The 26,441-nt window shown below is 56.5% G+C and carries 26 protein-coding genes; 9 read left to right on the top strand and 17 right to left on the bottom strand.

Annotated features, from left to right (window positions below; translation table 11 throughout):
* Positions 1-78 precede the first annotated feature (78 nt).
* Both VFX97_11510 and VFX97_11505 read right to left on the bottom strand, forming a co-directional pair.
* The gene (locus VFX97_11510) at positions 79-492 is read right to left on the bottom strand and encodes a twin-arginine translocase TatA/TatE family subunit (GenBank protein HEX5703819.1); all 414 of its coding nucleotides are present in this window, start codon (positions 490-492) and stop codon (positions 79-81) included.
* A 163-nt stretch (positions 493-655) separates the two neighbouring features.
* On the bottom strand, positions 656-1,090 hold the full coding sequence (locus VFX97_11505; protein HEX5703818.1) for a hypothetical protein: 435 nt from the start codon (positions 1,088-1,090) through the stop codon (positions 656-658).
* Between the two features lie 312 nt (positions 1,091-1,402).
* Between VFX97_11505 and VFX97_11500 the strand changes: the two genes are divergently transcribed.
* The 3 genes from VFX97_11500 to VFX97_11490 all read left to right on the top strand — a co-directional run bounded on the left by VFX97_11500 (position 1,403) and on the right by VFX97_11490 (position 5,314).
* The gene (locus tag VFX97_11500) at positions 1,403-3,061 is read left to right on the top strand and encodes an ATP-dependent DNA ligase (protein HEX5703817.1); all 1,659 of its coding nucleotides are present in this window, start codon (positions 1,403-1,405) and stop codon (positions 3,059-3,061) included.
* 223 nt (positions 3,062-3,284) lie between these two features.
* On the top strand, positions 3,285-4,883 hold the full coding sequence (locus tag VFX97_11495; GenBank protein HEX5703816.1) for a thioredoxin domain-containing protein: 1,599 nt from the start codon (positions 3,285-3,287) through the stop codon (positions 4,881-4,883).
* A gap of 41 nt (positions 4,884-4,924) precedes the next feature.
* The gene (locus tag VFX97_11490; protein ID HEX5703815.1) at positions 4,925-5,314 is read left to right on the top strand and encodes a hypothetical protein; all 390 of its coding nucleotides are present in this window, start codon (positions 4,925-4,927) and stop codon (positions 5,312-5,314) included.
* Positions 5,315-5,580: 266 nt separating this feature from the next.
* Here VFX97_11490 and VFX97_11485 read toward each other — a convergent pair whose 3' ends face one another.
* The 4 genes from VFX97_11485 to VFX97_11470 form a co-directional block, all read right to left on the bottom strand.
* Positions 5,581-6,303, bottom strand: a complete 723-nt coding sequence (locus VFX97_11485; protein ID HEX5703814.1) for a M15 family metallopeptidase — start codon at positions 6,301-6,303, stop codon at positions 5,581-5,583.
* 17 nt (positions 6,304-6,320) lie between these two features.
* Entirely contained in the window at positions 6,321-6,644 is a 324-nt protein-coding gene (locus VFX97_11480) for a redoxin domain-containing protein (protein ID HEX5703813.1), read from the bottom strand.
* Between the two features lie 9 nt (positions 6,645-6,653).
* Positions 6,654-6,932, bottom strand: a complete 279-nt coding sequence (locus VFX97_11475) for a hypothetical protein (protein ID HEX5703812.1) — start codon at positions 6,930-6,932, stop codon at positions 6,654-6,656.
* Between the two features lie 170 nt (positions 6,933-7,102).
* Entirely contained in the window at positions 7,103-7,324 is a 222-nt protein-coding gene (locus tag VFX97_11470) for a hypothetical protein (GenBank protein ID HEX5703811.1), read from the bottom strand.
* Positions 7,325-7,692: 368 nt separating this feature from the next.
* Between VFX97_11470 and VFX97_11465 the strand changes: the two genes are divergently transcribed.
* From VFX97_11465 to VFX97_11455, 3 genes are all read left to right on the top strand, one after another.
* Positions 7,693-8,508 carry a hypothetical protein gene (locus VFX97_11465; protein ID HEX5703810.1) on the top strand — a complete coding sequence of 272 codons (816 nt, stop codon included), beginning with the start codon at positions 7,693-7,695 and terminating at the stop codon, positions 8,506-8,508.
* A gap of 18 nt (positions 8,509-8,526) precedes the next feature.
* Positions 8,527-11,988, top strand: a complete 3,462-nt coding sequence (locus VFX97_11460) for a BTAD domain-containing putative transcriptional regulator (GenBank protein HEX5703809.1) — start codon at positions 8,527-8,529, stop codon at positions 11,986-11,988.
* Between the two features lie 200 nt (positions 11,989-12,188).
* Positions 12,189-15,197: a S8 family serine peptidase gene (locus tag VFX97_11455; GenBank protein HEX5703808.1), complete on the top strand. Its 3,009-nt coding sequence runs from the start codon at positions 12,189-12,191 to the stop codon at positions 15,195-15,197.
* Between the two features lie 7 nt (positions 15,198-15,204).
* Here VFX97_11455 and VFX97_11450 read toward each other — a convergent pair whose 3' ends face one another.
* The 4 genes from VFX97_11450 to msrP form a co-directional block, all read right to left on the bottom strand.
* The gene (locus tag VFX97_11450; protein HEX5703807.1) at positions 15,205-15,966 is read right to left on the bottom strand and encodes a class I SAM-dependent methyltransferase; all 762 of its coding nucleotides are present in this window, start codon (positions 15,964-15,966) and stop codon (positions 15,205-15,207) included.
* A 9-nt stretch (positions 15,967-15,975) separates the two neighbouring features.
* Positions 15,976-16,293 carry a PilZ domain-containing protein gene (locus tag VFX97_11445; GenBank protein ID HEX5703806.1) on the bottom strand — a complete coding sequence of 106 codons (318 nt, stop codon included), beginning with the start codon at positions 16,291-16,293 and terminating at the stop codon, positions 15,976-15,978.
* Positions 16,290-16,907, bottom strand: coding sequence for a protein-methionine-sulfoxide reductase heme-binding subunit MsrQ (locus VFX97_11440; GenBank protein HEX5703805.1), 618 nt, complete (start codon positions 16,905-16,907; stop codon positions 16,290-16,292). Before VFX97_11440 ends, VFX97_11445 begins: the two co-directional genes overlap by 4 nt.
* A gap of 81 nt (positions 16,908-16,988) precedes the next feature.
* On the bottom strand, positions 16,989-17,972 hold the full coding sequence (msrP, locus tag VFX97_11435; GenBank protein ID HEX5703804.1) for a protein-methionine-sulfoxide reductase catalytic subunit MsrP: 984 nt from the start codon (positions 17,970-17,972) through the stop codon (positions 16,989-16,991).
* A gap of 284 nt (positions 17,973-18,256) precedes the next feature.
* Between msrP and VFX97_11430 the strand changes: the two genes are divergently transcribed.
* Complete coding sequence (locus VFX97_11430) at positions 18,257-18,667, top strand: hypothetical protein (protein HEX5703803.1); 411 nt, start codon at positions 18,257-18,259, stop codon at positions 18,665-18,667.
* 1,048 nt (positions 18,668-19,715) lie between these two features.
* Positions 19,716-20,342: a hypothetical protein gene (locus VFX97_11425; GenBank protein ID HEX5703802.1), complete on the top strand. Its 627-nt coding sequence runs from the start codon at positions 19,716-19,718 to the stop codon at positions 20,340-20,342.
* Positions 20,343-20,406: 64 nt separating this feature from the next.
* On the opposite strand, the gene bcp is transcribed toward VFX97_11425, so the two are convergent.
* Positions 20,407-20,895: a thioredoxin-dependent thiol peroxidase gene (bcp, locus tag VFX97_11420; GenBank protein ID HEX5703801.1), complete on the bottom strand. Its 489-nt coding sequence runs from the start codon at positions 20,893-20,895 to the stop codon at positions 20,407-20,409.
* A 79-nt stretch (positions 20,896-20,974) separates the two neighbouring features.
* On the opposite strand from bcp, the gene VFX97_11415 reads away from it, so the two are divergent.
* A complete protein-coding gene (locus VFX97_11415) occupies positions 20,975-21,403 on the top strand; it encodes an EVE domain-containing protein (GenBank protein ID HEX5703800.1) in 429 nt (142 codons plus the stop codon).
* 4 nt (positions 21,404-21,407) lie between these two features.
* Here VFX97_11415 and VFX97_11410 read toward each other — a convergent pair whose 3' ends face one another.
* From VFX97_11410 to VFX97_11385, 6 genes are all read right to left on the bottom strand, one after another.
* A complete protein-coding gene (locus VFX97_11410) occupies positions 21,408-22,232 on the bottom strand; it encodes a urate hydroxylase PuuD (protein ID HEX5703799.1) in 825 nt (274 codons plus the stop codon).
* A gap of 75 nt (positions 22,233-22,307) precedes the next feature.
* Entirely contained in the window at positions 22,308-22,652 is a 345-nt protein-coding gene (gene uraH, locus VFX97_11405) for a hydroxyisourate hydrolase (protein ID HEX5703798.1), read from the bottom strand.
* An 8-nt stretch (positions 22,653-22,660) separates the two neighbouring features.
* The gene (uraD, locus tag VFX97_11400) at positions 22,661-23,173 is read right to left on the bottom strand and encodes a 2-oxo-4-hydroxy-4-carboxy-5-ureidoimidazoline decarboxylase (protein ID HEX5703797.1); all 513 of its coding nucleotides are present in this window, start codon (positions 23,171-23,173) and stop codon (positions 22,661-22,663) included.
* 47 nt (positions 23,174-23,220) lie between these two features.
* Positions 23,221-24,213, bottom strand: coding sequence for an allantoicase (alc, locus tag VFX97_11395; GenBank protein HEX5703796.1), 993 nt, complete (start codon positions 24,211-24,213; stop codon positions 23,221-23,223).
* Positions 24,214-24,320: 107 nt separating this feature from the next.
* The gene (gene allB / locus VFX97_11390) at positions 24,321-25,697 is read right to left on the bottom strand and encodes an allantoinase AllB (GenBank protein ID HEX5703795.1); all 1,377 of its coding nucleotides are present in this window, start codon (positions 25,695-25,697) and stop codon (positions 24,321-24,323) included.
* Between the two features lie 2 nt (positions 25,698-25,699).
* The gene (locus tag VFX97_11385; GenBank protein HEX5703794.1) at positions 25,700-26,434 is read right to left on the bottom strand and encodes a hypothetical protein; all 735 of its coding nucleotides are present in this window, start codon (positions 26,432-26,434) and stop codon (positions 25,700-25,702) included.
* Positions 26,435-26,441 lie beyond the last annotated feature (7 nt).

The raw sequence follows: 26,441 nt of genomic DNA, 5'->3' as shown, positions 1-26,441 counted from the left end.
GGCATGTGGCAATCCCACCCCCGACGCCTCCCCGCACGCGGGGAGGGGCTTGATCACAGGTGTCTTCGACGTGCGCGATTATATCCACTCGTGTTTTGGCTGTTCGGTTTTCGCCGGCTCACTCTCAGCCCCGGCATTGCGCGGCTCGACGAGTTCCGCATCGACCGGCTTAATCTCGGGCGCGCTGGGCCGCGGTTCGGATTCGAACACGTTCAGTTCACGCGCGGCGGCTTCGCGTGCGGCGCGAATTCGATTGGTGGCGTTGTCGAGAAATGAACTTGCGGGATCGATACCGTGCTCGTGAATTTCCGCATTGACCTCACGTTCCCAGGTGCGTTTGAAGTCTTCGGACGCGCGGCGAAATTCGGACAGGCTTTTGCCGAGCTGCCGGCTGAGTTGCGGCAGCCGTCGCGGCCCAAAGAAAATCAGCGCCGCAACCAGAATCAGCAGCAACTCAGTATTTCCCAGAGAATCGAGAATCAGCAGGTACATCTTTTAGATCCGGCCTCACGCTGTCCGAATGGATTGTATCGTGGTCGGAAGCAACAGGTACAGATCCCCACCTGAGAACCCGCAGCCCTCGGTTCACTCCCGGCGAAATGAGCCGGCGGATTTCTAGCCTCTTGAGTTCTTATTAACGCTACCGGAAGATCCGTCAGTCTTTGAAGGGAAAAGGTCTCGCATCGCTGCGGATGAAGCCGCTTCCATCTCCAAAACTCAACTGGGTTAATGATAATTCCAGTTTTTTGGGATCGGACACGTTATCTCTTTGTTTGTGAGCAGCCCAGCCTTTTTGGAATTGTTCCGGGATCTCAAAGACGTACGTCGATCCTGGCGCAATCGGAATGTCTGTGGAGATCGGTCGGGTGTCGAAAGCTAAGAAGTCCATTCTTCCGTAATTGAGAACGAACCCATCGGGACGACCGCTTCGGTTTATCAATTCGGGCAAAATTAGCCACAGGTTCAAAAAATAGATCGGCTTGTCAGAGGTGTTCGTGACCTCGAGCTGAAAATCTTCATACCAGGACGCGTTTGTGAGGTCTTTAATTGCTTTTTCCTTTTCACGCTTTAGCCTTACCTTTATCGGCACATGATTTGGAATCTTGAATTCGACGACTCTTTCTGGAGTTGTCTGTGCCCGACTTGGTAGAGCATGTGCGAATAAACCTGACGCGCAAACGCAGGCGAGTAACGCGAAGCCGATGTGGCTAAACTTCGCCGGCTGATTATGTTGTCGTATCAAGGTTTACCTCCTGAAGGGCGCTCGGAACCTGCGGCCAACACCCCGAGTAACTCGCAGTGTACTCTCGTGGTCCGATCTGTCAATCGTAATTGAACAGCTTTTGACAACTCGGTGCACCCTACAGCAATCTCACTAAATCCAGCATTCCGATCGTTATTCATGGCCTCAACTATTCATTCAAATTCACTTGAGCAGTTCGCACGGGTCGCCGAAAAGGTAGGCGCAACCACGAAGAAACTCGCCAAGGCGGCGCTGCTGGGCGAATATTTTCCGGCTCTTTCGGACGAAGATTTGGCCCGCGCCGCGCGGTACTTTGCCGGTCAGGTGTTCGCACAACACGACGCGCGCACGACGAACGTTGGCGGCAGCATAATCAGCGAGGCGCTAATCCACGCGACCGGTCTGCACGCCGACCTTGGCGCGCGCTGGGCGCGTTGGGGTGATGCGGGCGACGTGGCGTTTGAGATGTTCACGGAAGCGAAGTCTGCGAACACGCCGAGCCTGAGTCTCGGCGACACCGAAGATCTTCTGATTCGCTTGAGCAGCACTCGCGGAAAGAAAGCTAAAACCGATTTGCTCACTAAGGTGCTGGCGAAGGCCACACCGCTGGAAGCAAAGTATCTGGTGAAACTCTTGTCGAGTGACTTGCGAATCGGTTTACGCGAGGGGCTGGTGGAAGATGCGATCGCACGCGCCTTCAAACAACCGCTGGCTGAGGTCTCGCTCGCCAACATGTTGCGCGGCGACATCGGCGAAGCAGCGGTGCGCGCGCGCGCCGGAGCGTTGGGCGACCTCGAGATGCGTCTATTCCACCCTTTGAAGTTCATGCTCGCGACCCCGGCGTCGGACCTTGCGGACATCGCACGCACAATGCCGGATGAGTTTTTCGTCGAAGACAAGTTCGACGGCATTCGCGCGCAGGTTCACGTGGAGGGCGGACGAGTGGCGATTTACTCGCGAACCCTCGATGAAATCTCGGCGCGATTTCCGGAGTTGATCGAGCCGTTGAGCAGGCTTCCGACCGACGCGATCATCGACGGCGAAATCATCACCGCGCGTGGCGAAGAGATTCTGCCCTTCGCCGATCTGCAAAAACGGCTGGGAAGAAAAACTATCAGTGATGAGTTGCTGGCAAGCGCGCCGGTGGTCTTCGTGGGTTGGGACGTTTTGTATGCAAGCAGCAAGGTTTTAATCGATGAACCGCTGCGCGAGCGTCGCGCGCAACTTCAAGTACTGATCGGGGGGCCGCAAACAAACGCGGGCACCGTGCGATTGTCGCAAACACGGGCGTTCAGCGACGTTGCCGCACTCGATGATGAATTCGACGCGGCGCGCGCACGCGGCAACGAAGGTTTAATGATTAAAGACCCCAGGTCTTCATACAAACCCGGCCGGCGTGGTCGTGAGTGGCTGAAATTGAAAAAGGCGCTGGCGACGCTGGACGTGGTGGTGACCGCGGTGGAACTCGGCCACGGCAAACGGCGCAACGTGCTTTCGGACTACACGTTCGCGGTGCGCCGTTCGGAAAACGACGCCGAACTGCTGAACATCGGCAAAGCCTACTCAGGTTTGACCGACGTTGAAATTGCCCAGATGACTGAATGGTTTCGCGCGCACACTTTGCAGGAATACGCCCACGGGCGCGTCCGCATTGTCGAACCCACGGTCGTGATCGAGGTGACTTTCGACCGCGTGCAGCCCTCAAATCGCCACAAGAGCGGCTACGCTTTGCGCTTTCCGCGCATCGTAAGACTTCGCCGCGACAAGATGGCCGCCGAAATAGACACGTTGGATACAGTGAAGAAGCTTGTCGCCTAAGCGAACGCGAATTTGGTTTAGATTTGCAGCTCCCTCTCCCTAGGAGGGGTTAGGGTGAGGGATTAGCGGATGAAAAACAAAAGAATATTTTTCTTTTCTTTGGCCGCTAGAGCTTCGCTCCCTCACCCCAGCCCTCTCCCAAAGGGAGAAGGAGTTGTCGCACTACAAATCTTTGCCTGGCGCGAGTTGACAACTCACGACTCTGACTAGAAAGATGCAATTCATGAAGCGCACTTCCCCCTGGATTATTGTTCTGATCATCTCGATGGCAGTCACCGTTATCGCGCAGCCACGCCCGCGCGCGAAAAGGGCCGGCCGGCCTCCGTCGGCAGATCCGACTTCGAAACAGACGCCTGCTTCGAACCCAACGGCCGCGGCGACGCCGGCGCCGACTCCGGCGCAGCCCGCGCCGTCGACCAACTCGCCGGTGCTCGCGGTCGTCGATAACGTGACGATCACATTGATGGACATTGAATCGACGGTTCTGTCGGCGATGGGCAGCGACGCGGAACTCAACGCGTTTTATCAGGACCGGGAAAAAGCGATCAGAGAGGCGCGCCAGCGCGCGGTTGATGCGCGGGTAAGTTCAATGCTGATTAATGCTGAAGCCAGGAAGCGCGGAATTCCGCTGGAGGATTTTTTGGCGCGCGAAGTTACGGGCAAAACGCCGCCGCCGACTGATGCGGAAGTGCGCGCTGTGTACGACGCGAATCGCGCGCAGTTTGCGAACACGGATTTGGAAGCGGCGCGGCCGACAATCATGAATTATCTGCGCAACGAACGTGGTGCAAAGGCTTACGGCGACATGGTCAATCGTCTGAAGATGACGAACACGGTCCAGAAAGGCGCGGACGTTAACGCGCCGAATCTTGCGCCGGGGACCGTGCTGGCGTCGGTCAATGGCCAGCCGATCCGGATCGAAATGATTAACGAGCGGATGAAGGCCTACATCCACAAATTGGATCGCCAGATTTACCAAGCGCAAAAGCAAGCGCTCGATCGTCGCATCAATGACACGCTGGTACTCGCGGAAGCAAACAAGAAAAACATTGGACCGGAAGTGATCATTCGCACCGAAGTCACTGAGAAGCTGACAACCCCGAGCGAAACTGAGATCGCGAAGTTCTACGAAGACAACAAATCGCAGATAAACGGTGACCTGGCCGCTACGCGCGGCGCGATCGCGAATTACCTACAGGAACAACAGCAACAAAAACTGGAGCAGGACTTGGCGGCTCGCCTGCGGGCCGGCGCAAAGATCCAAACGCTTTTGAAGGAACCGGTGGCGCCCGTTTTCAATGTGGCAGTCGGCAGAGGCATTTCGCGGGGAGACATCAACTCGCCGGTTAAGATCGTCGAGTTCACGGATTTTCAGTGCAGTGCTTGCGGTGGCATGTATCCGGTGATCGAGGAAGTGCTGAAGGCCTACGGCAACCGCGTGTATTTTGAGGTTCGCAACTTTCCTCTGAGCGCAATTCATGAAAACGCATTTCAGGCGGCGCAGGCGGCGGCCGCCGCGCACGCGCAGGGCAAGTTCTGGCCGTACGTGGATCTGCTTTACAAGAACCAGAAGTCGCTCGACCCTGAGTCACTGAAAAAGTTTGCGACCCAGGCCGGGCTCGATCGCGCGCGGTTCGACGCTGACCTCGCGAGCGGAAAGTTTGACGCCGACATTCGCCGTGACATCGAAGAAGGCGAACAATACGGCATTGAAGGCACGCCCACAATTTTTATAAATGGCGTCGTGCTCACTTCGCTTAGCGCCGACGCCTTGCGCGAAGCGATTGATAAAGGTCTGGCCCGCGCGGGCAAGACGCAATAACAGCTCTTCTAAATTACATTTTCAAATTAAGGGAGATTCAGATGAAACGAAAATCGCAAGTTGTCGCAATTTTAGGTGTGATGGTCTTCTCAGTTTTCTTCGCCGCGAATATATCGGCGCAGACTGGGCCGGTTGCGGGTGTTTATGAAAACTTCACGGTTGGCAAAGAGTCGGGCGATTTGGTCGGAATGCGCATCGTGATTATTCCCGCGCACAACCGCTTCTATGCGATGGTGCAGATCGCTCAGGGCGGCGCGGAAGATCCGAAACCCGAGTTTGTGGATGCCACCGTCAGGGGGAATGCGGTTGAGTTCACTGTCGGCGATCAAAAATATACCGGCACCGTCAGCATCGCTGGATTTCGGGTCAAAGACCCTGACGGACAGACGCACGTGCTGAAGCGCCGGCCCTGCGCGACGTTGTTCAGGTAAGGCGCGGGGCAAGAGGGCACGGTGTCAGTACCGGGAGCGGTAGCGACCGGATCTAGAGCCACTGGAGACTCGGGCGGATCCCGTCGCATCCACCACCCCATGCGGGCTGCCCGCATGGGGACCCCGGTTCGCTCCGGGTACTGACACAGTTAACCCGCGCAAGAAATATCACAGACTGAAGTCTGTGCCACAGTGCAGAAAAGAATGTGGCGGCGATGGCAAATTACCAACGCCGCCGCATTCGCTTTCGAGCTCTATCGCGTCGCCTACCTGGTGACTCCCGGCGCTTTGAACGCTCCGGTCTGGGCGATTGCCGGGCGATACTCCCAATGCCACGGTTCATTATTCACCGTCCGGACAAATCCGTGACGTGGGCCGTTCCGCTTCATCCAGTCGTAAAGCGGATTTCCTTCATAACCGCTAATCGCAAAGTCATATGCAAATCCATCCTGATGGTTTGAAAAGCCAGGCTTCGCGGCCAGGTTAAATCCCGGCCGGCGCCGCTCCCAACCGTCACGAAGAAACGCCTGTTTCGGATAGGTTCGAAAGCCGCTTTTCAGCGGCATCAGCACTCCGTCCGCCGCCGCGGCGTTTACCAGAGCGAGATACTCGTCCGCAATGTCTTCCGAGATGAACTTCAACTGGTTGTCGGCGCCGACGATCTGGATGAGCGTGATTTGTTTCAGGAACCTGCCCGCATCCCAAGCTGCGTTTGCGCCCTTCTGATTGTCGTCTTGCGGCGGGAACACGCCTACCGTCTCATTGAGGAACTTGTTCTTGAGGTTGGTGGCTGCCGTCCAGCCAAAATTCTCGACGTTCACGAAAACCAGGTCGCGCAGGACACGCGCATCAATGATGCGAACCTCAGTACCGTTCGGTATTAGCTTCGGCTGGTTGTTTTCCATCACGAACGCCAACAGGTCCTCTCCCTCGCGGAGTCTTGCCTGCGGATCGCCTATGACGAAAGTCTTATTGAGATAGCTTTGCATGATGAATTCCCTCGCCGCTATTGCGTGGCTTTCTTGTGCGTCAGGATGTTGCAGGTGTCCATGGCACTGGTTGGGTCAATCGCCTCGTTGCCTTCCTTGATGTGTTGAATAATTCCGTTCTTGTCGATCACAAAGGTCGCGCGATTTCCATAGCCGCCTTCTTCACTGAAAATGCCGTAGTCCTTCACAACGGAGCGCTTGGCGAAGTCGCTGAGCAACGGAAACGTGATGCCTTCTTTCCTGGCGAATTCGCGATTAGCGGGAACGCTGTCAACGCTAACGCCAAAAACCTGTGTGTCGGTCGCTTCGAATTTGGCGATATCAGCCTGATACGCCTTCATTTCTTTCGTTCAACCACCGGTGAACGCCAGCACATAAAACGCGAGCACGACGTTTTTCTTGCCTTTAAGGTCACTCAGTTTGTAGCGCACAGAACGGTTGTCCGCGCCGATGATGGTGCTGGGCAAGTTAAAGTCGGGCGCCGCATCGCCTACTTTCAGATGAGTCTTTGGTGCCGCCGGTCGGGCCGGAGTCGGTGTCGCTGTCGGCGACGGGGCCGGCGTTGTTTGCCCGGCGGCCAGGGATGCGGTGACGAGTATGAAAAAGAAACTCAACGCACGCTTGATCATGATTCGGTACTCCTTTTGCAAAAACCGGTCTCGGAAGCGGCGTGAGTTTACATCGCGAGCGAGTTTGTAACAACGAGATTCCGGGAGCCGAACCTCTGGGCCGCGAAGCGGCTACCCCAGGGTAGCCAGACGTGAAACGTCTGGAAAGATGGCATAAACGAGGGCGCGCATCAGAGATGCGCACAGCTCTCACCACAGATATCGCCATCGTATGCGACGCCGCTCGCGCGCAGCAGACCCACATATTCCTCCTGAAACGTAAGACGACTGTGATGTTGCTCCTGGTTGATGACATATATCCTTACTCGCTCAAGGTTTGAGGGACTCACCGCGAATGCTCCGTATCCTTTTGCCAGGCAAACAATCGGCGGCCGATCTCGCGGTGAATCCATTCTGAACTTTGGTTGAGAAAACCAAATGGATGTGAAGGCTAATGTGAGTGCAAGGCATCTTCTTTGCGCATCTTCGAAGCGCGGTTCACGTCACACTCCGTTCCCAGACGTTTCACGTCTGGCTACCTTCGGATGGCCGCTTTTGCGACCGGAACCGTCAGTGAGCATGACCCGACGTAAGCTAAGGACGCCGGTGGTAAATAGCGCACTCGACGCCGACGCGCAATGTGCAATTTCTTCCCAATTCCGCCCGAATTCGCCGATTGCAATCAGAACTCAAGAATTCCTCAAGCCACCTTCGGATAATGCGATCACCCTGACCCGAACGGGTCCGCGGCGGGAATTCCCTCGTTAGCAAGGATTCAAAGATGCCCAGAGACGACAACCACCTGATACACGACAAAATCACGGTTCCGACGCAGAGACCGCGCACTTCGCGGCCGCGCCTGCTCAACCTTTTGACTGACAACCTGTCGAATTACACCGCCACCATCGTGAATGGCCGCGCGGGGACGGGAAAAACGACTCTGTCTGCCGAGTTTGCCCGGCGCGCAACTCGACCCGTCTGCTGGTACAAGGTCGATGCGGCTGACGCTGAACTTGGTGTCTTCTGCCAGTATCTGATTTCCACGCTTCGTTTACAGCGACCGGCAATGGATGCCGCGCGGCTGATGGAAATCACTGAATCAGTCGAGAGCGACCGCGCCGAGGTGTTGGCGGAAGCATTCGTTTTCCAGTTAGCTGAACCCCGACCAGTCGGGGAAGAGCCTTTGCTGGTTATCATCGAAGACCTGCACCTGATTTACGACGCCGACTGGGTCGTGCCGTTCTTTCATCGCCTGTTGCCGCTTCTGCCGGCAGAGATCCACTTGATCATTACGTGCCGCAGCCTGCCGCCCGCACCGCTATGGCGTCTGCGTTCCAAGCAAATGCTACGGGTGATTGAAGAGACCGAGTTGGCTTTTAATTTGGAAGAGGCCGCGCGCCTGTTCGAAACCTATGGCCTAAGCGAAGAGCACGCGCGCATCGCTCTGCGCGAAACCAACGGCCGGGCCGCGGCGATTGCGAACTTTGCCGCCACGCCGGGACGCGCTGGTCGTGCCGTCGCCGACAGCTTTCTGGCTATCGAAGCGCGACCCGCAATCAGTTCAATGGGTCAACTAACGCTCGAACTGCCAACCTAGAACGAAACTTTGGCAGCAATGCCTGAAATAACCACCGCCCCCGTCCAAACTACCGGCGTCGCCTCTGGCGCGCAGTTATCTGAACGCTTAACGACGCGTAGAAGTCCCGGTTTTGGCTGTGCTACTCTCCGCACCCCACGACCCCGACGCGTCGGGGTTCTCGAAGCTGTGATGGCCAAGGGCGAACGCAAATCTGCCAAGCCTACTCCGCCGACCACTGCCGCGGCGCCGCTTGCGCTGCCCGGCACGTTTTTCCTACGCACAAAATTGCTGGCGCCCCGGGCCGCGCCCGAGTTGCTGTACCGCGAAAGGCTGATTGAGCGGCTGCGCGCCAATCTGTCGCTGCCCGTAACGCTGGTGGCCGCGAATGCGGGATCGGGAAAGACGACTCTGGTAGCCGACTTTCTGCGCAAACAGGAGCAGCCCTACGTCTGGTATCAACTCGATCACACGGACAGTGACCCCGCGGTTTTTCTCGGTTATTTGGCGCACGGAATTCAGCAGCGCATCAGCGATTTTGGCGAGACGATCTTTGCGTATTTGCAGGCGGGGGAGATGGTGCAAGAGCCCGAGCGCGCCGCCGACGTGCTGCTGAACGAGATTCTTGAGCGTGTTGAACAGCAGCTAATCGTCGTGCTCGACGATTATCACCACCTGGGCACGGAAACTCCGGTTCATGCGGTAGTCGATCGGCTGATCACTTATCTGCCGGATGTCGTCCACGTCATCATCATCTCGCGCGACGTGCCGCCGCTGGCGCTCGCCCGCCTGCGTTCGCAGGAATCGCTAGCGATTATCGACCGCAACGACCTGCTTTTCACGGCGGAAGAAACGCAAGAACTCTTCCGCAAAGTGTTCGGTCTGGCCCTGACGCCGGCACAACTGCAAGAGTACGGCGAACGCACGCACGGGTGGATCACGGCGCTGCAATTGGTGCGGCAGGTCGCGCAGCGGCAGGCGCCCGCCGGCGAAGGACATGCCGATCCGCTTGGGGTTCTGCACCAGTCGGAACGCGACATCTTTGAATACTTTGCGGAAGAAGTCTTCAACGCTGAGCCGGAGGACGTTCAGCAATACCTGATGCGCGTGGCGTTGCTGGATCGAATCGAAGTGAACACCTGCGCGCGGCTCTATCCCGAAGTGATTTCGTCGGCCATCCTGCCGCAGCTCGTGCGCCGGAACGTTTTTCTGACGGTCGCCAGTGACGCGCGCGGCGAAGAGTATCGTCTGCATCCGCTGTTTCAGAGTTTCCTCCGGCGGCGTCTGCGCACGGAGATCGGCCTTTCAGGCGTGGCCGCGGAACATGTGCGCTGCGCGGACCACTTGCTCGAACGCGGCGATTGGGACCAGGGCGTGCGCCATTTGCTGGAAGCCGAGGACTTCGAACGCGCCGGCGAAGTAATCGCCGCGCATGGGGCCGAGTGGATTGCCTCGGGCAAGCTCGCCTCGCTTGTCTCGTTGGCGGAGGCTTTGCCGCCCACGGTGCTGGAAGCGCAGCCGCGGGCGATGGCGCATCGGGCCGAAGTCGCGCGTCTGCGCGGGGAATTCGATACCGCTCAAAGTCTTTTCCGCCGGGCCGCGACCGCGCTGCGTTCCAAAGGCGACGACGAAGGCGAAGCCGACGCGCTGCACTCTCTGGCGACGATTGCGCGACGTCAGGGCGATTGCGACGCGGCTTTCAATTATCTCGATCGCGCAATTGAACTGACGAAACCTGAGTCGGCCGTGCGCACCAAGTGCGGGAACACGCGCGGCCTCTGTTTTGTGTCGCTGGGCGATTGGACGGCCGCCGAGCGCGAGTTTCGCGTCGCGCTGCAATCCGCCGAAGAGCGGAACGACGACCATCACATTCGGCTGATCACGCACAACCTGGGTCTGCCCGCGATGATGCGCGGCGATTTTGGCGAAGCGCTGCACTGGCTGCGTCGCATGCTGCGCACGGACGGGCACGAGGCGCCGATTCCGCAGGAGGCCTGGGCGCACCTGAACATTGCTCGGTGCCACCTGTATCGCGGTGAGATGGAAGAGTGCGAAAGGCATCTCGATTTGGCGCTGGAGCGCTGCCAGCTTTTCAATCTCGTCGGCCAGCAGGGGGAAGCCTTTGAAGCCTACGGCAATCTTTACCGTGAACGCGGCGAGCTAAAGCGCGCAGCTGAGTTTTATGAGCGGGCCGCGCGAGCTTACGAAGAGGCCGGTATCGACCAATCGCGCGTTGAACTGTTTGAAGAACAAGCGCTGCTAAGTCTGAAGGCCGGCGATCTGGCACGCGCCCGCAACCAGATTGAGCGGCTAATCGAGCTCCGTTCGGCGCGCAATGACGATGCCGGAGTGTTCACGGCGACGTTGGCGCATGTCCGAATCAGGATTGCCGTACGCGAATTTGGCGCGGCGCTCGAGGAGCTGGTTCCCGCGCTCGAATATTTCCGCCCGCGCGGACTTCACTACTACGAAGCTCAGGCGTGCATCGATCTGGCGACCTGCGAGGCGGAACTTGGTCATGAGCCGCAAATGCTCGAATACCTGCGGCGAGTCATGGATCTCGCCGCGCGATACGATTACGACTATTGGCTGCGGCAGGAAATTGCGCATCGCCCGTCGCTTTTCGCTTCAGACCTGGCGCAGGAAATTCTGCCCGCAGATTTGCGCGCCGGGGTCCCGGTAGTGGCAGCAATCGCGCCGCAACCCGTCACGGCCACGGACCTAACGCCTCGGCCCCTCGTCGATCTAACCCTAAACATGCTGGGGCCGGTCGAGATCTTCCGCGATCCGGCCCGGCCTTTTGCGGCTGATGCGTGGACCACCCGCCGCGCCCGCGACATTCTGTGCTTCATCGTGTCGCGCCGGCACCATCGCGCGCCAAAGGACACGATCATCGACATGTTCTGGACTGAGGACAATATCGAAACGATCGAAAAGAACTTTCATCCGACCATCTCGCATATTCGCAAGGCGCTCAACAGTAACCAGCCGTTGAAGCAAAACTTCATCATCTATCGCGACGGCGACTATCAACTGAATCCCGAGTTTTCTTATCGCATCGACACAGACACCCTGGAGCGCTTAATTGCCGATGGCGAAACGGCGCGCCGCGAACGTAACTATGCGCGCTGTATTGAGTGTTACGAGGAGGCAGTGGCCTTGTATCGCGGCGAGTTCATGCAGGGAACTTACGAGCCCTGGGTCGATGAGCAACGTTCGTATTACCGCGAGCAGCACCTGCGAATGCTGGAATCACTGGCCGCCGTTGCCGAAAAGAAGGCGGAATGGCCGCGGACGATGGACTTGGCGAAGCGGATCTTGCACGAGGACCCGTTCCGCGAGGACATCCATTGCATGCTGATGCGCGCCCAAGCCGCGGTCGGGAACCGCGTCGCCGTGAAAGAGCAATACGAAACTTTGCGGGAACTCTTGCAAAAAGAGCTCGGCGTCGAGCCTGCAATGCAGACACAGAACGCTTTTCGTGAACTGATGGAAAGCTGAATAGGGTCAATTTCGGCGGAAATTTGGCGGGATTTAGGAAAAGCACGACTCAAATGCAAGCCGAACGCAACAAACCCTCGCGAGTAAGCAATTTAGAATCACGGGTCGTCTCAGTTCTGTATTTTGACAACTACACCGCCTCCGATTTTGTAAACGAACAAGCTGCTGTCCTGACCCGACCGTGGCGTAGGCTTGTTAAGATGGGCCGTCTCTTTTTCAACAAAGCGAGAACCGCACTGGCGCTGACTCTGGTGGTCATACTGAGCAGCGTACCTGCGCTCGCCGGTCTGACTATATTCGGCTCAAACGGCATCACCGCCTCAGGCGCCGACGGCGTAAGTTTTGTTAACACTTCAGGAATCACCGTCAGCGGCGCTGACAGCTTTCTCGCCTTCAAACCAAACGGCATTACAGCTTCCGGCGCAGACGGAATCACTGCTTCCGGGGCTGATGGCATTACGGTCAGCGGAGCGGACGGCATCACCGCCTCGGGCGCAGATTCAACCACCATTAACCGGGCGGATAGCCTTACGGCGGCGGGCCCGAATGGAATTACCATCAGTGGAGCCGACGGAAATACTTATCAAGCTGATTCGGTCACCATCAGAAACCCCACCGGAATTACGGCCAGCGGCGCCGATAACGTAATCGCCACTGGCACTAACGGCATCACCGCGAGCGGCGCTGACACCCGCGGCATAGCTAAATCAGATGGCATCACGGCCAGCGGGGCCGACAGCACGATCGCAGTTGCGGGAACCGACGGCATCACCGCGTCGGGCGCCGACGGCGTGATCTTTTCCATTACGCCGGGCTCGGTCACGATAACTCGCGTCAACGGCATCACGGTTAGCGGTGCTGACGGAATCACCATTAGTGGAGCCGACAGTTTTGTGAAGACTGGAACAGCCGCGCTGATGGCAGCGCTCAACGATAACGGAGCCGGCGTGGGCATCGCGGGCGTGGATCCGGAACTGGCAGTGCTGCTGAACAACGTGACCGATGACAGCAACGTCGCCGCGGTAATCGTCTATCACCAACGGCCTACGGACGCGGATATTGCAGACTTGCAGAGCATAGGAGTTCTCGGGGGCACGCGTTACCAGGTGTTGCCGATGATTTCGGTGACTACCACCAAAGCTCGGCTGAGTGCGATTTCTCGTCTGGCTTCCGTCCGCTCAATCTATGGAAACCGCACGTTTCGCTGGGATCTCGAACCGGCTACCCGAAATGTAACGGGAATAGACCGCGTGCAAAGAAATAACGAGCTGACGGTGGCGAATCACGGAGTGGCAGTGAGTGGTCGCGGCGTCACCGTCGCGGTGCTCGACACGGGAGTTGACGGCACTCATGCCGATCTGGCAGGCCGCGTGGTTAACAATGTGAAGTTAGCCGACACGCAAGGGCAGGGTGTTGGTTTCAATTACCCGGTCGCCTCGCCTAACCTGCCCAGCACGGACCAGGTTTACGGTCATGGAACATTCGTCGCCGGTGTGATCGCCGGCAACGGACAGCAGTCCGCCGGGAAATATGCGGGGGTAGCGACGGGAGCAAATATCCTCGGTCTGAGTGCCGGCGACGCTAATCTGTTCTTTGTTCTCTCGGGCTTTGACTACCTGCTGGCGAATTCGTCCAGCTTCAATGTACGCGTCGTCAATTGCAGCTTCTCAGCAAAAACAGTCTTTGATTTTAACGACCCGGTAAACATAGCTACGAAGATGCTCACCGATAACGGCGTGAACGTGGTCTTTTCCGCCGGTAATACCGGGCCGGGTGACGATTCAATAAACCCGTATGCGGTGGCTCCGTGGGTCGTTAGCGTGGGCGCGACCGATATTCAAGGCCAGTTGGCCAACTTTTCGTCCCGCGGTGAGTTCGGCAGTCCGATGTTTCGGCCGACGCTGGTTGCGCCCGGTGTTAATGAAGTTAGTTTGCGGCCCGCCACCGTCGCCTCAATCACTACCGCCGGAGGCCTGGTCGAGGACAAGAAATTGAGTGCGAATGAGCTGCCGTATTACACGACCGGCAGCGGCACCAGTTTTTCCGCGCCACACGTCGCGGGCGTAATTGCTTTAATGCTTGAGGCAAACCCGCAACTTACCCCGGCTCAGGTTCGCGACATTTTGCAACGCACCGCCACACCGCTGACGGCTTACTACATCCACGAAGTGGGCGCAGGAATGCTGAACAGTCACGCGGCAGTTCTTGAGGCAGCGTTCCCGCAAAGACGCTTCGGTCAATGGCGTGGGCTGGCTTTCCAGAATCAGGTCGAGTTTGAAGAAAGCACGCCACAGCTTTTCAGCGGCTCAGTCGTCCCGGGCGCATACAACGATTCGCCAGTCTGGCTGCCGCAGGATGCTTTACGTGCGTCGGTGCAGGTGGCGTGGGGCGGACTCTTGAGCACCAGCAAACTTAGCCTTTCTTTGTTGGATACAACGGGACGCGAGCAGTCCATTGCCAATGAAGCAATCACCCAGGGACTTACCGGACGCCGTCAAAGCTCGGTGATTAATTCGCCGGCAGGGGGCGTTTGGACTGCGCGCGTCGCAAATGTGATCGGCCCTGCGGGCGCGCCGGTGCCAATCACCGAAAACGGCGTAACCAATGCGGGACAGAGCTACTTCGGATTTGTGAGCGTGACCCAGGCCCGTTACCCGGCGCTGGCGGATATTGGTGGCCTTGATAGCTCATCGGTCGCCGGAATTCAGCAGAGTTTTCGCTCGCTCGTCATGGCTCCCGTCGGCCAACACTTCCGTCCGGGATTTGCCGTCACGCGCAGTGACTTAGCAAAGGCGATGGTGTTGGGCGGGCGCGTACCTCAGTATTTGCCGGCGCAGTCACGTTACAGCGACGTGCGCGATCGATCGACGATGTTATTCGTTGAGAGCGCCCAGGCAGGACCAAACGGAGCTCTGTTCCCATCCATTACCGGCAGCACCTTCCAGCCGAATGTCACGGTTGATCGACTGACAGCTGTGGTGGCTCTGGTTCGTGCCGCCGGCTTGCAGCAACAGGCCGAGACGGGAACACACCCGCTGACTTTCACGGATACCCTTTCCATTCCTTCATCTTTGCGTGGGTACGTCGCCGTCGCGATTCAGAATGGACTAATTAAGTCGAATGGTACGGCTTTTAGTCCGCAAGCCGCGTTTACCCGTCTGGATTTGGCCCGCGCCATGGCCCGCCTTAGTGCGTTGCCCGTCCAGTAGCTTTCTCTTACCGATTCAGCCGGCCGTAATAAACCACCGTGTCGTAGTCAAAGACGACGGCTCCATCTTTCTGATGTGAATCGAAGACCCGCCGCAGGTCGCCCAGCATTGGCTCGTAATTGGCGCTGTCGGCGTTCGGCGCGTAAGAAGCGGATAGCAGCCGCCCTTGAAAACCTTTCCAGTCAAACGTCTGCTGGAAATCGAATCGTGCTCGCTGGTACTGACCGGGCGGAAAGAACGTCTGAATGCCCGAGTTTTCTATCTCGCTTGCGACCTCGCGGTAGTCGGTCCCGTATCGCACCAGGACGTCGTCGTAAGCTTTGACCAGGGCGCTCCGGCCGGTGGGGAAAGTGTTCCAGACGATGACGACCCATCCACCGGTCTTCAGGATTCGCTGGAACTCTCGGTAAGTCTTCTCTCGATCAAACCAGTGAAAGGCCTGTCCGGCTGTTATGAAGTCAACTGATGAGTCGGAAAGCGTCGTGGCCTCGGCCGTCGCATCAACGCTCAAGAAGTTCGGATAATCAGCCAGGAGCCGTTCGCCGGCAGCCCGCATTTCCGCATTCGGCTCGACGCCAAGCACGCGATTACCGTTGCGCAGGAATAACTCGCTGAGAAAGCCGGTGCCTGAACCGACATCGGCGATGACCGAATCACGCGTCAGGGCGCAGTCCTTCTCAAGCAGCGCAATGATTTCGGCTGGGTAACGCGGACGATATTTCAGGTAGTTTTCTACGCGGTTGGAAAAGCGCTTGGTCGGATCGAGCATCGGGCGGGTTCAGGCTTTCGGCGATTGCTGCGCGACAAGTTCATTCAGGGTTTCGCGCTCTTTGTCGTCCAAAATCGAAAACGAAATGCTGAAACCGGTCAGCTGCTGATAAAACGCGACTTTTCCGCGTGTTGGCAACCAACGACCGGAAGGAAGTTGAATCAGCAGGCTCACAATCTCGCCCTCATCAACCGGGCCTTTGGTGTTCACAAAACAACCGGTAACGCTGAGATCCTCGACGCGACCTTCGTATGTGCCGGTCGCGCCGTGCCAACACGTCGGTAGATTCACCGGGACGCGCTCGCTTGCTCGCTTTTCCTCAGTCATAAGCGTGGGTTAAAGTCGGCGGTCAGCCGCTCTCGACTTTGGTGATACTTCGCGAAAATCCTGAATCCCAGCAGCACGGCCAGCAGAAACGCAAAAGTCAGCGGCCGCTGCACGTCAGATTTTACCAGCATGTAGAAATGCAGGACACCTAAAATTGCGGCGGGGTAGATGAGGAGATGCAGACGCGCCCAGCGTTTGCCACCCAAGCGCTTGACCATCGCGTCAGTGGAAGTGATTGCCAGCGGCACCATCAGGAAGAACGCCGCGACGCCCACGGCGATGAAACGTCGCCCGGCAATGTCAGCCGGAATGGTCGAGAAACGAAAGAACCGGTCAAACGCGATGTAAGTCAAAAGGTGCAACGCGCCGTAAAAGAACGCGAAGATGCCCAGCATCCGACGAAGCTTGATCAACCAGTTTAAGCCGGTGATGCGACGCAATGGACTGACGGCGAGGGTGATAAGCAGAAAAACCAGCGTCAGCATGCCTGTCGTGCGCGTCACAAACTCGAGCGGATTCGCGCCCACCTGCTTCCGCCACACGTCCCAAAGCAAAAGCGTCAGCGGCACGAGGCCGTTGATTATCAGAACCAGTTTGGTAAAGCGAGTGTCCATGGAAAAATGTCAGTTGTCGGTTGTCGATCGTCCCGCTGACTCGGTTTCCCAACTGACAACGGACTACTGAAACCGACCAATTCAGTAATTCACCCTTAAATCCATCCCCTCGTACAAATGCGCGACCTGTTCTGCGTAGCCATTGAACAAAAGCGTCTCGCGAGCCCGGAACTCACCAATCCGACGCTCGTGGCTTTGGCTCCAACGTGGATGGCTGACACCCGGATTTACATTCGAGTAAAACCCATACTCATTCGGTGCCTGTATGTTCCACGTCGTCGGCGGCTCATCGGCGACCAAAGTAATCTTTACGACTGACTTAATGCTTTTAAACCCGTATTTCCAGGGCACAACCAACCGAATCGGGGCGCCATCCTGCGGCGGCAGAGTCTCGCCGTACAAGCCGCTCGCCAGAATCGTCAGCGGATGCATGGCTTCGTCGAGCCGCAACCCCTCAACGTACGGCCAATCGAGTACGCCCGTGTTCTGATTCGGCATGCGATTGGGATCGAGCAGCGTTTGGAACGCCACGTATTTGGCCGTAGAGAGCGGCTCAACCTGTTTGAGCAGCGCGTTCAAGGGAAAACCGACCCAGGGGATCACCATCGACCAGCCTTCAACGCAGCGCAGCCGGTAAATCCGCTCTTCCTGTGGCGCCAGCTTCAGCAACTCGTCCAGGTCAAATGTCTTTGGCTTGCTGACGAGACCTCCAACATCAACCGTCCAAGGTCGCGTAACAAAACCGCGCGCGGCGGTCGCAACTTCTTCCTTAACGGTCGAGAACTCGTAAAAGTTGTTGTAGTTGGTGATGTCTTCGAGCGATGTCAGAGGTTCTTTCGTCTTAAAGGCGTTGCGAATTGCTTCATCCGTGGGCGTGGTAACCACCTCGATCTTCGGACGCGACTCGACGACAGGAGCCGATGGATTCAACTTGCGGTAAATCAAACCAGTTGCGGCGGCTGATCCGGCGAGAATCGCGCCGCGCATGAACAAGCGCCGATTGAGATACACTTTTTGATCGGTGATCTCGCTCGACTGAATGTCAGATGGCTTTTTAATCAGCATCCCTGGTTGTTAGTTGCGAATTTTGCAAAGCGCGTATGTCAGAAGCACAAACATCTTGAACGCAAAGCTTTCCAAGTTTAGTATCGCCCCGTTTTTTGACCGGTCAAAGTTAGCGACTGGATCTTAAAATTTTGAAAGAGTGCTCTCAATTGTGTTTGTAGACGGCGTTTTCTTTCCCCCCTCTCCGCAAGCGGAGAGGGGAAGAGGGAGAGGTTGGCACCGGCGCTAACCCCACCCAACCCTCCCCGCTTGCGGGGAGGGAGTTATGCCGACGTAAAACGTTAATGGCTGGATATTCTGGAACACCACTCGCCAAAAAACTTGGTATCAAAGACGGTTTCAACCTTCGTTTTGTAAACGCGCCCGCCGAAGTTTTTAAAGAGTTGATTCTGCCGGCGAACGTCACCGTGAACTCACGCGCGCGCAAACCGATTGATATCGTGTTGTTGTTCGTTACAACCAAGCGTGAATTGGAGCGAACGTTTTCAAGTTACGCAGCGAAGTTACGTCCGACCGGCATGCTTTGGATTTGCTGGCCTAAGAAAACGTCCGGAGTCGCATCGGATCTTAGTGACAACGTTGTCAGAGAACTCGGTCTGGCAAAGGGGCTGGTTGACGTGAAGGTCTGCGCGATCAATGACGTCTGGTCGGGGCTGAAATTTGTCATTCGTTTGAAAGACCGGCCAAAAAAGTAGGCGTTCCGACCTATTCACAAGCTTCCACAGGCGCTGTGTAAAACCTGTGGACGAAGACTCCCGCAGCAGCAAAACCGGCGAAGGCGCAACAACTTAGGGCATTTTGCACAACACGACAGCATTCACAGTCTTGCTAACTCGAGCAAAATGCGGGGCAGTAGCCCGACCGTGAGGGAGGGCGTAATATTTTCCCGCGAACTACTTCTCCTCGGAAGCACTTACGGACTGGAGCGCAACGGTCTCGGTTGCCTTCCTTGCAGAACTGGCAAGCGAACGCTTGCGCTCCAGTCAGCGGCGCGCAGCTGAAGATTGTTTTCTGAATTAATCGATAACGGATCAGAAGGATTTTTGATTTCGACTTCGATCATCCACGTTGATGGTTCACAACGCTTCCAATCAACCGCCAACTAATAGTAGGCCCAAGCTCCTTTTAGTCGCATGGGTTGCGCGAAACATACGGCGAACGCTTTATGTGTTCTGGTCAATGCAATGAATTCATTAGCAATCTTTCGGTTGTCGTTCGCGGAGAATCATCATGGATCGCAGATTTATCAGTAGTGCCTTTGAAGCAAGCGTTCTTCTAACTGTCACCACTACACATGTTGCGAAGGTAAGAAGAAATTCTTAAGTCTTCGCAACCGTAAAATGATCGTGTTTGATGATTTGATCGCACTCAATCAATTTGGAAGTTGCAAAAAAAATCTTCCTACATATAATTCCAGTCCCTTGCTGGTTAACGATGAGTATCGGCGATCGAGTTGACGAAACGATTAGCAGTTTTAACGCAATTATTTTTTTACCCTCGCAAGTAACCGTCAGCCAATTCGCGATTAACTCGAAACGCTTTTGCGTTTTGATTTACGAAGCCGATTAGCAATTTCTTTCGGATCGTAAAAGAGTTGCGAAATTCAACTCCCCCGATAGCTCATCGCCAAGTTTCACACCGACGGGGTTCGATCGAACCAGGGCGCAAGCAGCCTCGATTGTCATCGGGGCTCGAGTGGTCAGTTGGAATCGTGTTGTTCGAAATAGTGTCGGAGCGCGGATGATGACGAATGCAGCAGAAGTAATTGCCCTTGAATTAAAGCGGTGCCCCCGTTGCGAAGAATCGTTGCCGGTTTCAGAGTTTGGTGTCTGCCGCGCACGTAAGGACGGACTGAATCTCTACTGCAAGCGCTGCATCAGACAGAAGATCGCTTTAAGTCGTCAGGCGTTGCGTGAATACAAGAGCGCCCGCACCAAAGCCGGCACCACTTCCACCAAGACAAAAGTAACGCTCGATCCCAAGTCAGGATTTTCGTCACGTCGCATCGCGCGCATGCTGCGCAAACTTTCGCCCGCTGATCGCGTACGCGAAGCAATCCGCTGTGGCGCAAAGACGCAAAAAGAGATCGCCCATGTCACAAAACTTCCGAAGGATGAAGTTTGCGACGCGCTCGCGAATTTGCTGCTCTGGACGCGCGAAATCCGCACCCAAATCGTGAATCACCAGCGCATGTATTTTGTGAACGAGGCGCTCGAAGAACTGCAGAAAACTGCCGCAAATCAGGTGAAACGCGGACTTTCACCGTCATTCAGTTCGGTCGGCGTGCTGATGCCGGGGCGTAAACCCTCGGCCCGGGGCAGGAAGCGCTCAACTAAAGCCGTCGCCGCGAAAAAAGCCGTCTCGTCCTGAGTCCTGTTTAGAGTACCGACTTTAGTCGGACTCTAGCGACGAAAACCCAACTGAAGTTGGTCTCTTACAGTCTTTGCCAAGTCCGCTTATCCGCAAACGCCGCCAGAACTTCCTCCGCGTGTTCGTCCGGCCTCACCTTCTCGTAAACTTTTTTAATCTTCCCTTTTTCGTCGATCAGAAAAGTCATGCGGTGATTGCCCATGTACTTGCGCCCCATGAATTTCTTTTCGCCGTAGGTGCCGTACGCGTCTGAGACTTTTCTTTCAGTGTCGGCGAGCAGTCGAAACGGCAGGTCAAACTTTTGCGCAAACTTCTGGTGCGACTTCTCATTATCGAGCGACACTCCCAGCACTTCAATGCCGCGCTTGCGGAACTTCGAAAATGAATCGCGAAACGCGCAAGCTTCTTTCGTGCATCCCGGCGTGTCGTCCTTCGGATAAAAGAAGAGCACGACTTTCTTGCCGCGTAGATCTTTCAAACGAACAGTGTTTCCTTCGCCGTCGGGCACAGCGAAGTCCGGCGCCTTGTCACCTTCTTTGAGTTTAGTTGCCACTTGGTTGATCCTCTATTTGGAATTTAGGATTAGAATTCTAGCCAACGATTTCGAAAATCAAAACTGAGAGACGATCGCAATGAAGTCAGCGGGGAAAGAAAGTAAAGGTCACTGGCTGGTGAAGCAGGAACCGGAAGATTATTCGTGGGACGATCTAGTGCGCGACGGAAGTACACAGTGGACGGGAGTGCGAAACTTTCAGGCGCGGAACAACCTGCAGCAAATGAAAGTCGGAGATCCGGTTTTCTTTTATCACTCGGGAAAAGATAAATGTGTCGTGGGAATCGCGAGTGTGTCGAAAGCTGCCTATCCGGACCCAACTGCCAGGGAAGAGGGCTGGATTGCCGTCGATATCAAACCGGTGAAGCGTCTGCCGAAACCAGTTTCGCTTGCTGACATTAAAGCGAACGCGAAGTTGAGTGACTTGTTACTCGTGCGCCAATCGCGTTTATCAGTGAGCCCCGTTGGTGAAGCTGAGTTTGAAGAGATCGTAAAGATGGGAAAGTAGCCCGCTAAGCCCGGCGAATGAACTTTGCTGCCAGCCAGCCCACCGGAACCAAAATCACTAAATGGATCCAGTCGTAGCCGCCTGTAGTTGTGCCGCCGAAATGGCTGCTGAGCATGAGAATCACCACGGGGACGGCCGTGAAGGTGTTCTGTTTTGAACGGAGCTTAGCCTGGTCGGCCAGCTTCTGATCCGGTTTTTGGCCGGCTTTCATGGCTTCGATCATCTTTCGCTGCGCCGGCAGAATGCGCATCCAAACGTTCGCGGCCATGATTGTCCCGAAGATGGCGCCGAGATGAATGTAGGCGCCCCGACCACTGAAAACGCGGGTCAGGCCGTACGAAGCCGCAACAATCAACGCGTAAGCAATTACTGCAAACAGCTTTTCGTTGCGGCCCAGCGGCGAAATCATCAGCAAGTCGTAAATCAACCAGCCAACAATCAGCGCCCCTATGCCGATACCAACGGCGGTTCCCAGGCCGATATCAGCGACGTCGCGGTCAATTAGCGCTCCGCCGCCGAGGTAATAAACAACGATCAGCAGCGCAAAGCCGCTCAACCAGGTGGTGCCGGCTTCCCATTTGAACCAGTGTAACTTCCGCGAAAGCTCGTCCGGCACCTTTCGTTTTTCCACGACGTAGAAGCCGCCGCTATGCACCATCCAAATCTGCGCGGCATTTCCGGTGTTGGCGAGCGCCTTTTCTTCTTCGGTCAGACGCGCGTCGAGCCAGGTGAAGTAGTACGTCGTCCCCACCCACATGATCCCAGCAAACACGTGGATCCAGCGGGCGATGAAGTTGAGCCATTCTGAGATGGTTGGATCGATTTGCATCTTGCTGCTTTAGGTCTTAGGTCATTGGTCTTGGTCTTTGAAACCACGATTGAGCCAAGACCAAAGTCCTAAAACCTAACTCCCACGATACGTCGAATATCCAAACGGGCTAATCAAAAGCGGCACATGATAGTGCTCTGCGCCGGGTTCGATCAAAAACGCGACAGAAACTTCCGGGTAAAAGGTCTGCTGATTCAGTTCCTTAAAATACTTTTCCACTGAAAACACGAGTCGATAAGTGCCGGGGCCGAGATTAGGCTCACTTAAGACGAACTGCTTCACCCTGCCGTCGTCATCGGTGACGCTTTGCGAAAGTGGTGACCACCCTTCACCGGCATTCAATCGTTCGAGGCTAATGTCTATGCCGCCCGCCGGTCGCCCGCGAGAAGTATCCAAAACGTGAGTCGAAAGGGTCGCCATTCGGGTATTCAATTCTCCAGGAGCTTCTGTAACCTTAGTTGAGTAATTTTTCGCTGCTCCTCGGCTGCCATCCGCAGTTCGGTTGCCGGATCGTTATTCAAGCGGCCATGCAGCGCCGCAAGTATCTCTTCCGCCGATTTGCCCGTGGCGCAGATAATGAAGATGAAGCCAAAACGCCGTTCATACTCGCGATTTCCTTCCGCCAGCGCCCCTTTCGTTTCGGCTGCCGCGCGCTCGCTTTCCGATTGTTCCTGCGCCGACCACCTTTGCGCCTCAGCCGATTGAGCGGCCTCGGCTTTCTTTTCGCCGATTTTTGGGTGGGCGCGAAAAGCTTCGAGCCAGTCTTCCTCGCTTAAGCTCCACCAAATCCCGTCAGCTTTAGCCGATAGATCGTCCGAATTCGCAAACGGACGAGCATCGCTTATTGCCTTCGCCCATGCTGTCGAGCCGCAACATTTCAGAAACTCATACTGCGCCTGCGCTGCCGGTAGTTCGTTAATTCGGTCAATCGATTGATTCATTGAACCATTGATTCACTGACTCAATGGATCAATGAGTCAATGGTTCACTACTCAATCGTCCCGTACACCCGCAAACGGCTGACACCGCCATCCGGAAAGATGTTGAAGCGAATGTGCGAGGCGTTCCCTGTCTCCATCACCTCGTCAAAGAAATGGCGCGTATGCGCCTGCAGTTTCGTGCGCGCCAGCACCGGCTTCCAGGTGAACGCAGGATCCTGCATCGTTTCGAGCGGCACGTCCGGGGCGTTACAGCTTTCCAGCGAGCAGCTCTCGGGGAAGTTTCCTTTGAACCAGGACGTGTCTACTTCCAGCCGTCGAATGCGGCCCGGTGTGCCGAGCTTGATGATCGTCCAGTCATGTCCCGGGCCGCGCCGGCGCTTGGTTTCCCAGCCGTCGCTCATGTTGGCCGCACGTCCCGGCATAATCAGGTTGTGCCGGTGACCAAAAAACATGTCGCTACAAGTCAGCACCATTCCGCCATTCTCGACGGCCGCAAGGTCGATATCACCGCCGATTTGCCGCAAGCGGTTCCATTGCGGTGCAACCTCACCGTACACATGCAAACGCGCCACCCCGCCGTCGGGGAAGATGTTGAATCGCAGGTGCGTCCAACGTTCGTCGCTGCTGATCGGGTACGGGTTGTGGGAATCACCATTCAGATTGGCGCGTGGCAGAATCTCAGTCCACTGTTGCGAGCCGTCAATCAGTTGTTCGGTGGTGGGCAGGCCATCGACCGCGCAGGCTTCAATCGAGCACTGCTCCGGATAATTGCCTTTGAAGTGCGCTGTATCGACTACAACTCCACGAATTACGCCCGCGAGTCCCAAACGAACGATGCACCAGTCGAATCCGGGCGTGCGTTTGCGTCGTGACTCCCAGCCGTCCATCCATTTGCCGAGGTCCGTGTACTTGCCCTCGATGAAGACGGGAACCGACGCTTTTAGCAGGTTCTCTTTTGGCGCAAAGAATTCGTCGTTGGCGTGCAGCACAGTGCCGCCGAGCCGTTCGGATGCCAGATCGATTAGTTCGGTGAAGTCCATAGGAACTGGCGGACCGGACGCCGTGATGTCAGTTTCCCGAGGCGTCGGGATAGCGACCGGGTAGCGTCATTGCAAACTCGACCGTCGCGATGCCTGAGACCCGGTAGCTACCGCTCCCGGTACTGACTTCGCTCCGGCAAGAGCAATGATCCGTACGGTCCGAAAAATCGCCCGTCATCATAAACCATCTGCCCGCGCAGGAAAGTTTTTTCTACAACGCCGCGCAGAACTTCGCCATTGTAGGGAGTCAGCTTGTGCCGGTGATGCAGCATCGCCGGCTCGACCTTGAATTCCCGATCCGGATTCCAGATGACGATGTCGGCATCGCAGCCGTCTTTGATTGCGCCTTTCAGAATTTCGAGACCAACTTGTCGCGCTGGTTCGCGGCACAGCCATCGAACCAGGTCCTCAATCATGAAACCGCGGGCGCTGGCCTCAGTCCACATAATCGGCAGGCGAAGCTGCAAAGAAGAAATTCCGCCCCAGGCGTTCATGCAATCGCCTTCCTCGGGCAGCTTCATGTCAGGGGGACACGGCGAATGGTCCGAGACGACGAAATCAAGCGTGCCGTCGCGGAGAGCGTTCCAGAGTTGTTCGCGGTTTTCACTTTCACGAATCGGAGGGCAACACTTAAATTCAGTCGCGCCATCGGGGATTTCTTCGGCGGCAAAGTGAAGATAATGAGGGCATGTCTCGGCCGTAATCGGCAGCCCGAAGCTTTTCGCCTGGCGCAGCATCGGCAAAGCGTCTGCCGACGAATGATGCACGATGTGCACGCGACAGCCGGTTTCGCGGCACAACCGGATCATTGTCGCGATTGCTTCGTTCTCAGCTTCTCGCGGCCTTGAACGCAGAAAAGTTTCATACGATCGAACGGGCAACTGGGATGCTGTTTGGCAGCATGCTTCAACCGGGCCGGGCAATTCCGCGTGCACAATCAGCAGCGCGCCGAGCCGGGCCAACTCAGGCATGGCTTCCCGCAGATCTTTCTCGGTGACATTCGGAAACTCATCAACGCCTGAATGAATCAGGAAGCACTTGAAGCCGACCACGCCTGTTTCCCAAAGGTTTGCCAACTCACTCGTGTTTCCCGGCACCACGCCGCCCCAAAACGCGGTGTCCACATGCAGCTTGCCCGCTGCAGCTTTCATCTTCGCGTCGAAGGCTTCGGGAGTTGTCGTGGCCGGGATCGAATTCAGAGGCATGTCCACGATCGTCGTCACACCTCCGGCGGCGGCCGCACGCGTCGCCGTCTCGAATCCTTCCCAATGGGTGCGACCAGGCTCGTTGACGTGGACGTGCGTATCGACCAGGCCCGGCATCACGATCGAATCGAATGCTTCTACCAGATCGGCGCCGGCGGGGACGTCTTCGAAAATCGAAATGGAAGAGATGTAGCCGCGGGTTATATGTACTGACGCCGGGCCGACTCCATGTTCGGTAGCGACCCGGCGTCCGCGAATTACCAGTTCCGTCGCGTGCATCGTTAGGCGGCCCAGCTTCCGGGTGGCGGTGGCGGCGCGGAGCCGGCAAGCGGACCAGTTTCAGGAAAGACTCTGCGATAGGCCACGGCGTACGAGGCAAAACTAATCGGCATGACCAGGAAAGCGCCTACGTAACAGGCAAACACGCCGAGGATTCCCAGTCCGGTGACCAGCAGAAGCAAGCCAATGATGCCGCCGAGGTTTTGGAGCGCGGCGCGGTAACTAAGCTTAATTGCGTCCAGGCCCGGAATGTTTCGGTCCGCAATCAGCGGATAGGCGAACATAAAGAGAGCGTGGATGGCGAGACTGGCGATCATTGCAACCAGCACCAATACGACCAGGGCAACCCAGAACACCGCTGGCATCACGTCGCCGCGCTGCGTTGGCATGATGATCATCGTGAACGCCACGAAGATGACCTGTCCAACCGCAATAATCAGGATTACCGGCACAGTCTGAATTGCAGCCGCCACCAAACCCTGCGTGAAATAATCGAAACCTTTGAAGAGCATTCCGAACTCGACCGGTTCGCCCCGCATCTTCGCAAACAGGCACATGTAAAGTCCGATCATCATCGGACCGATGATCACGACGGGAACCGCGCCACCGACGAGCATCGCCACGAGCGTTAGTCCCAGGAAGAGCCAGTACTGGTCCTTGATTAGCTGCCAGCCCTCTTTCACGCATTCAACCGGCGAGATGACCCCGCTGCGAAATTCGATTGGATTTGGATTCATCCCCGTT

Source organism: Pyrinomonadaceae bacterium, from assembly GCA_036277115.1.
Lineage (GTDB): Bacteria > Acidobacteriota > Blastocatellia > Pyrinomonadales > Pyrinomonadaceae > UBA11740.
Note: the sequence above shows the minus strand (reverse complement) of the source record. Positions and strands in the feature narration are given on the sequence as shown.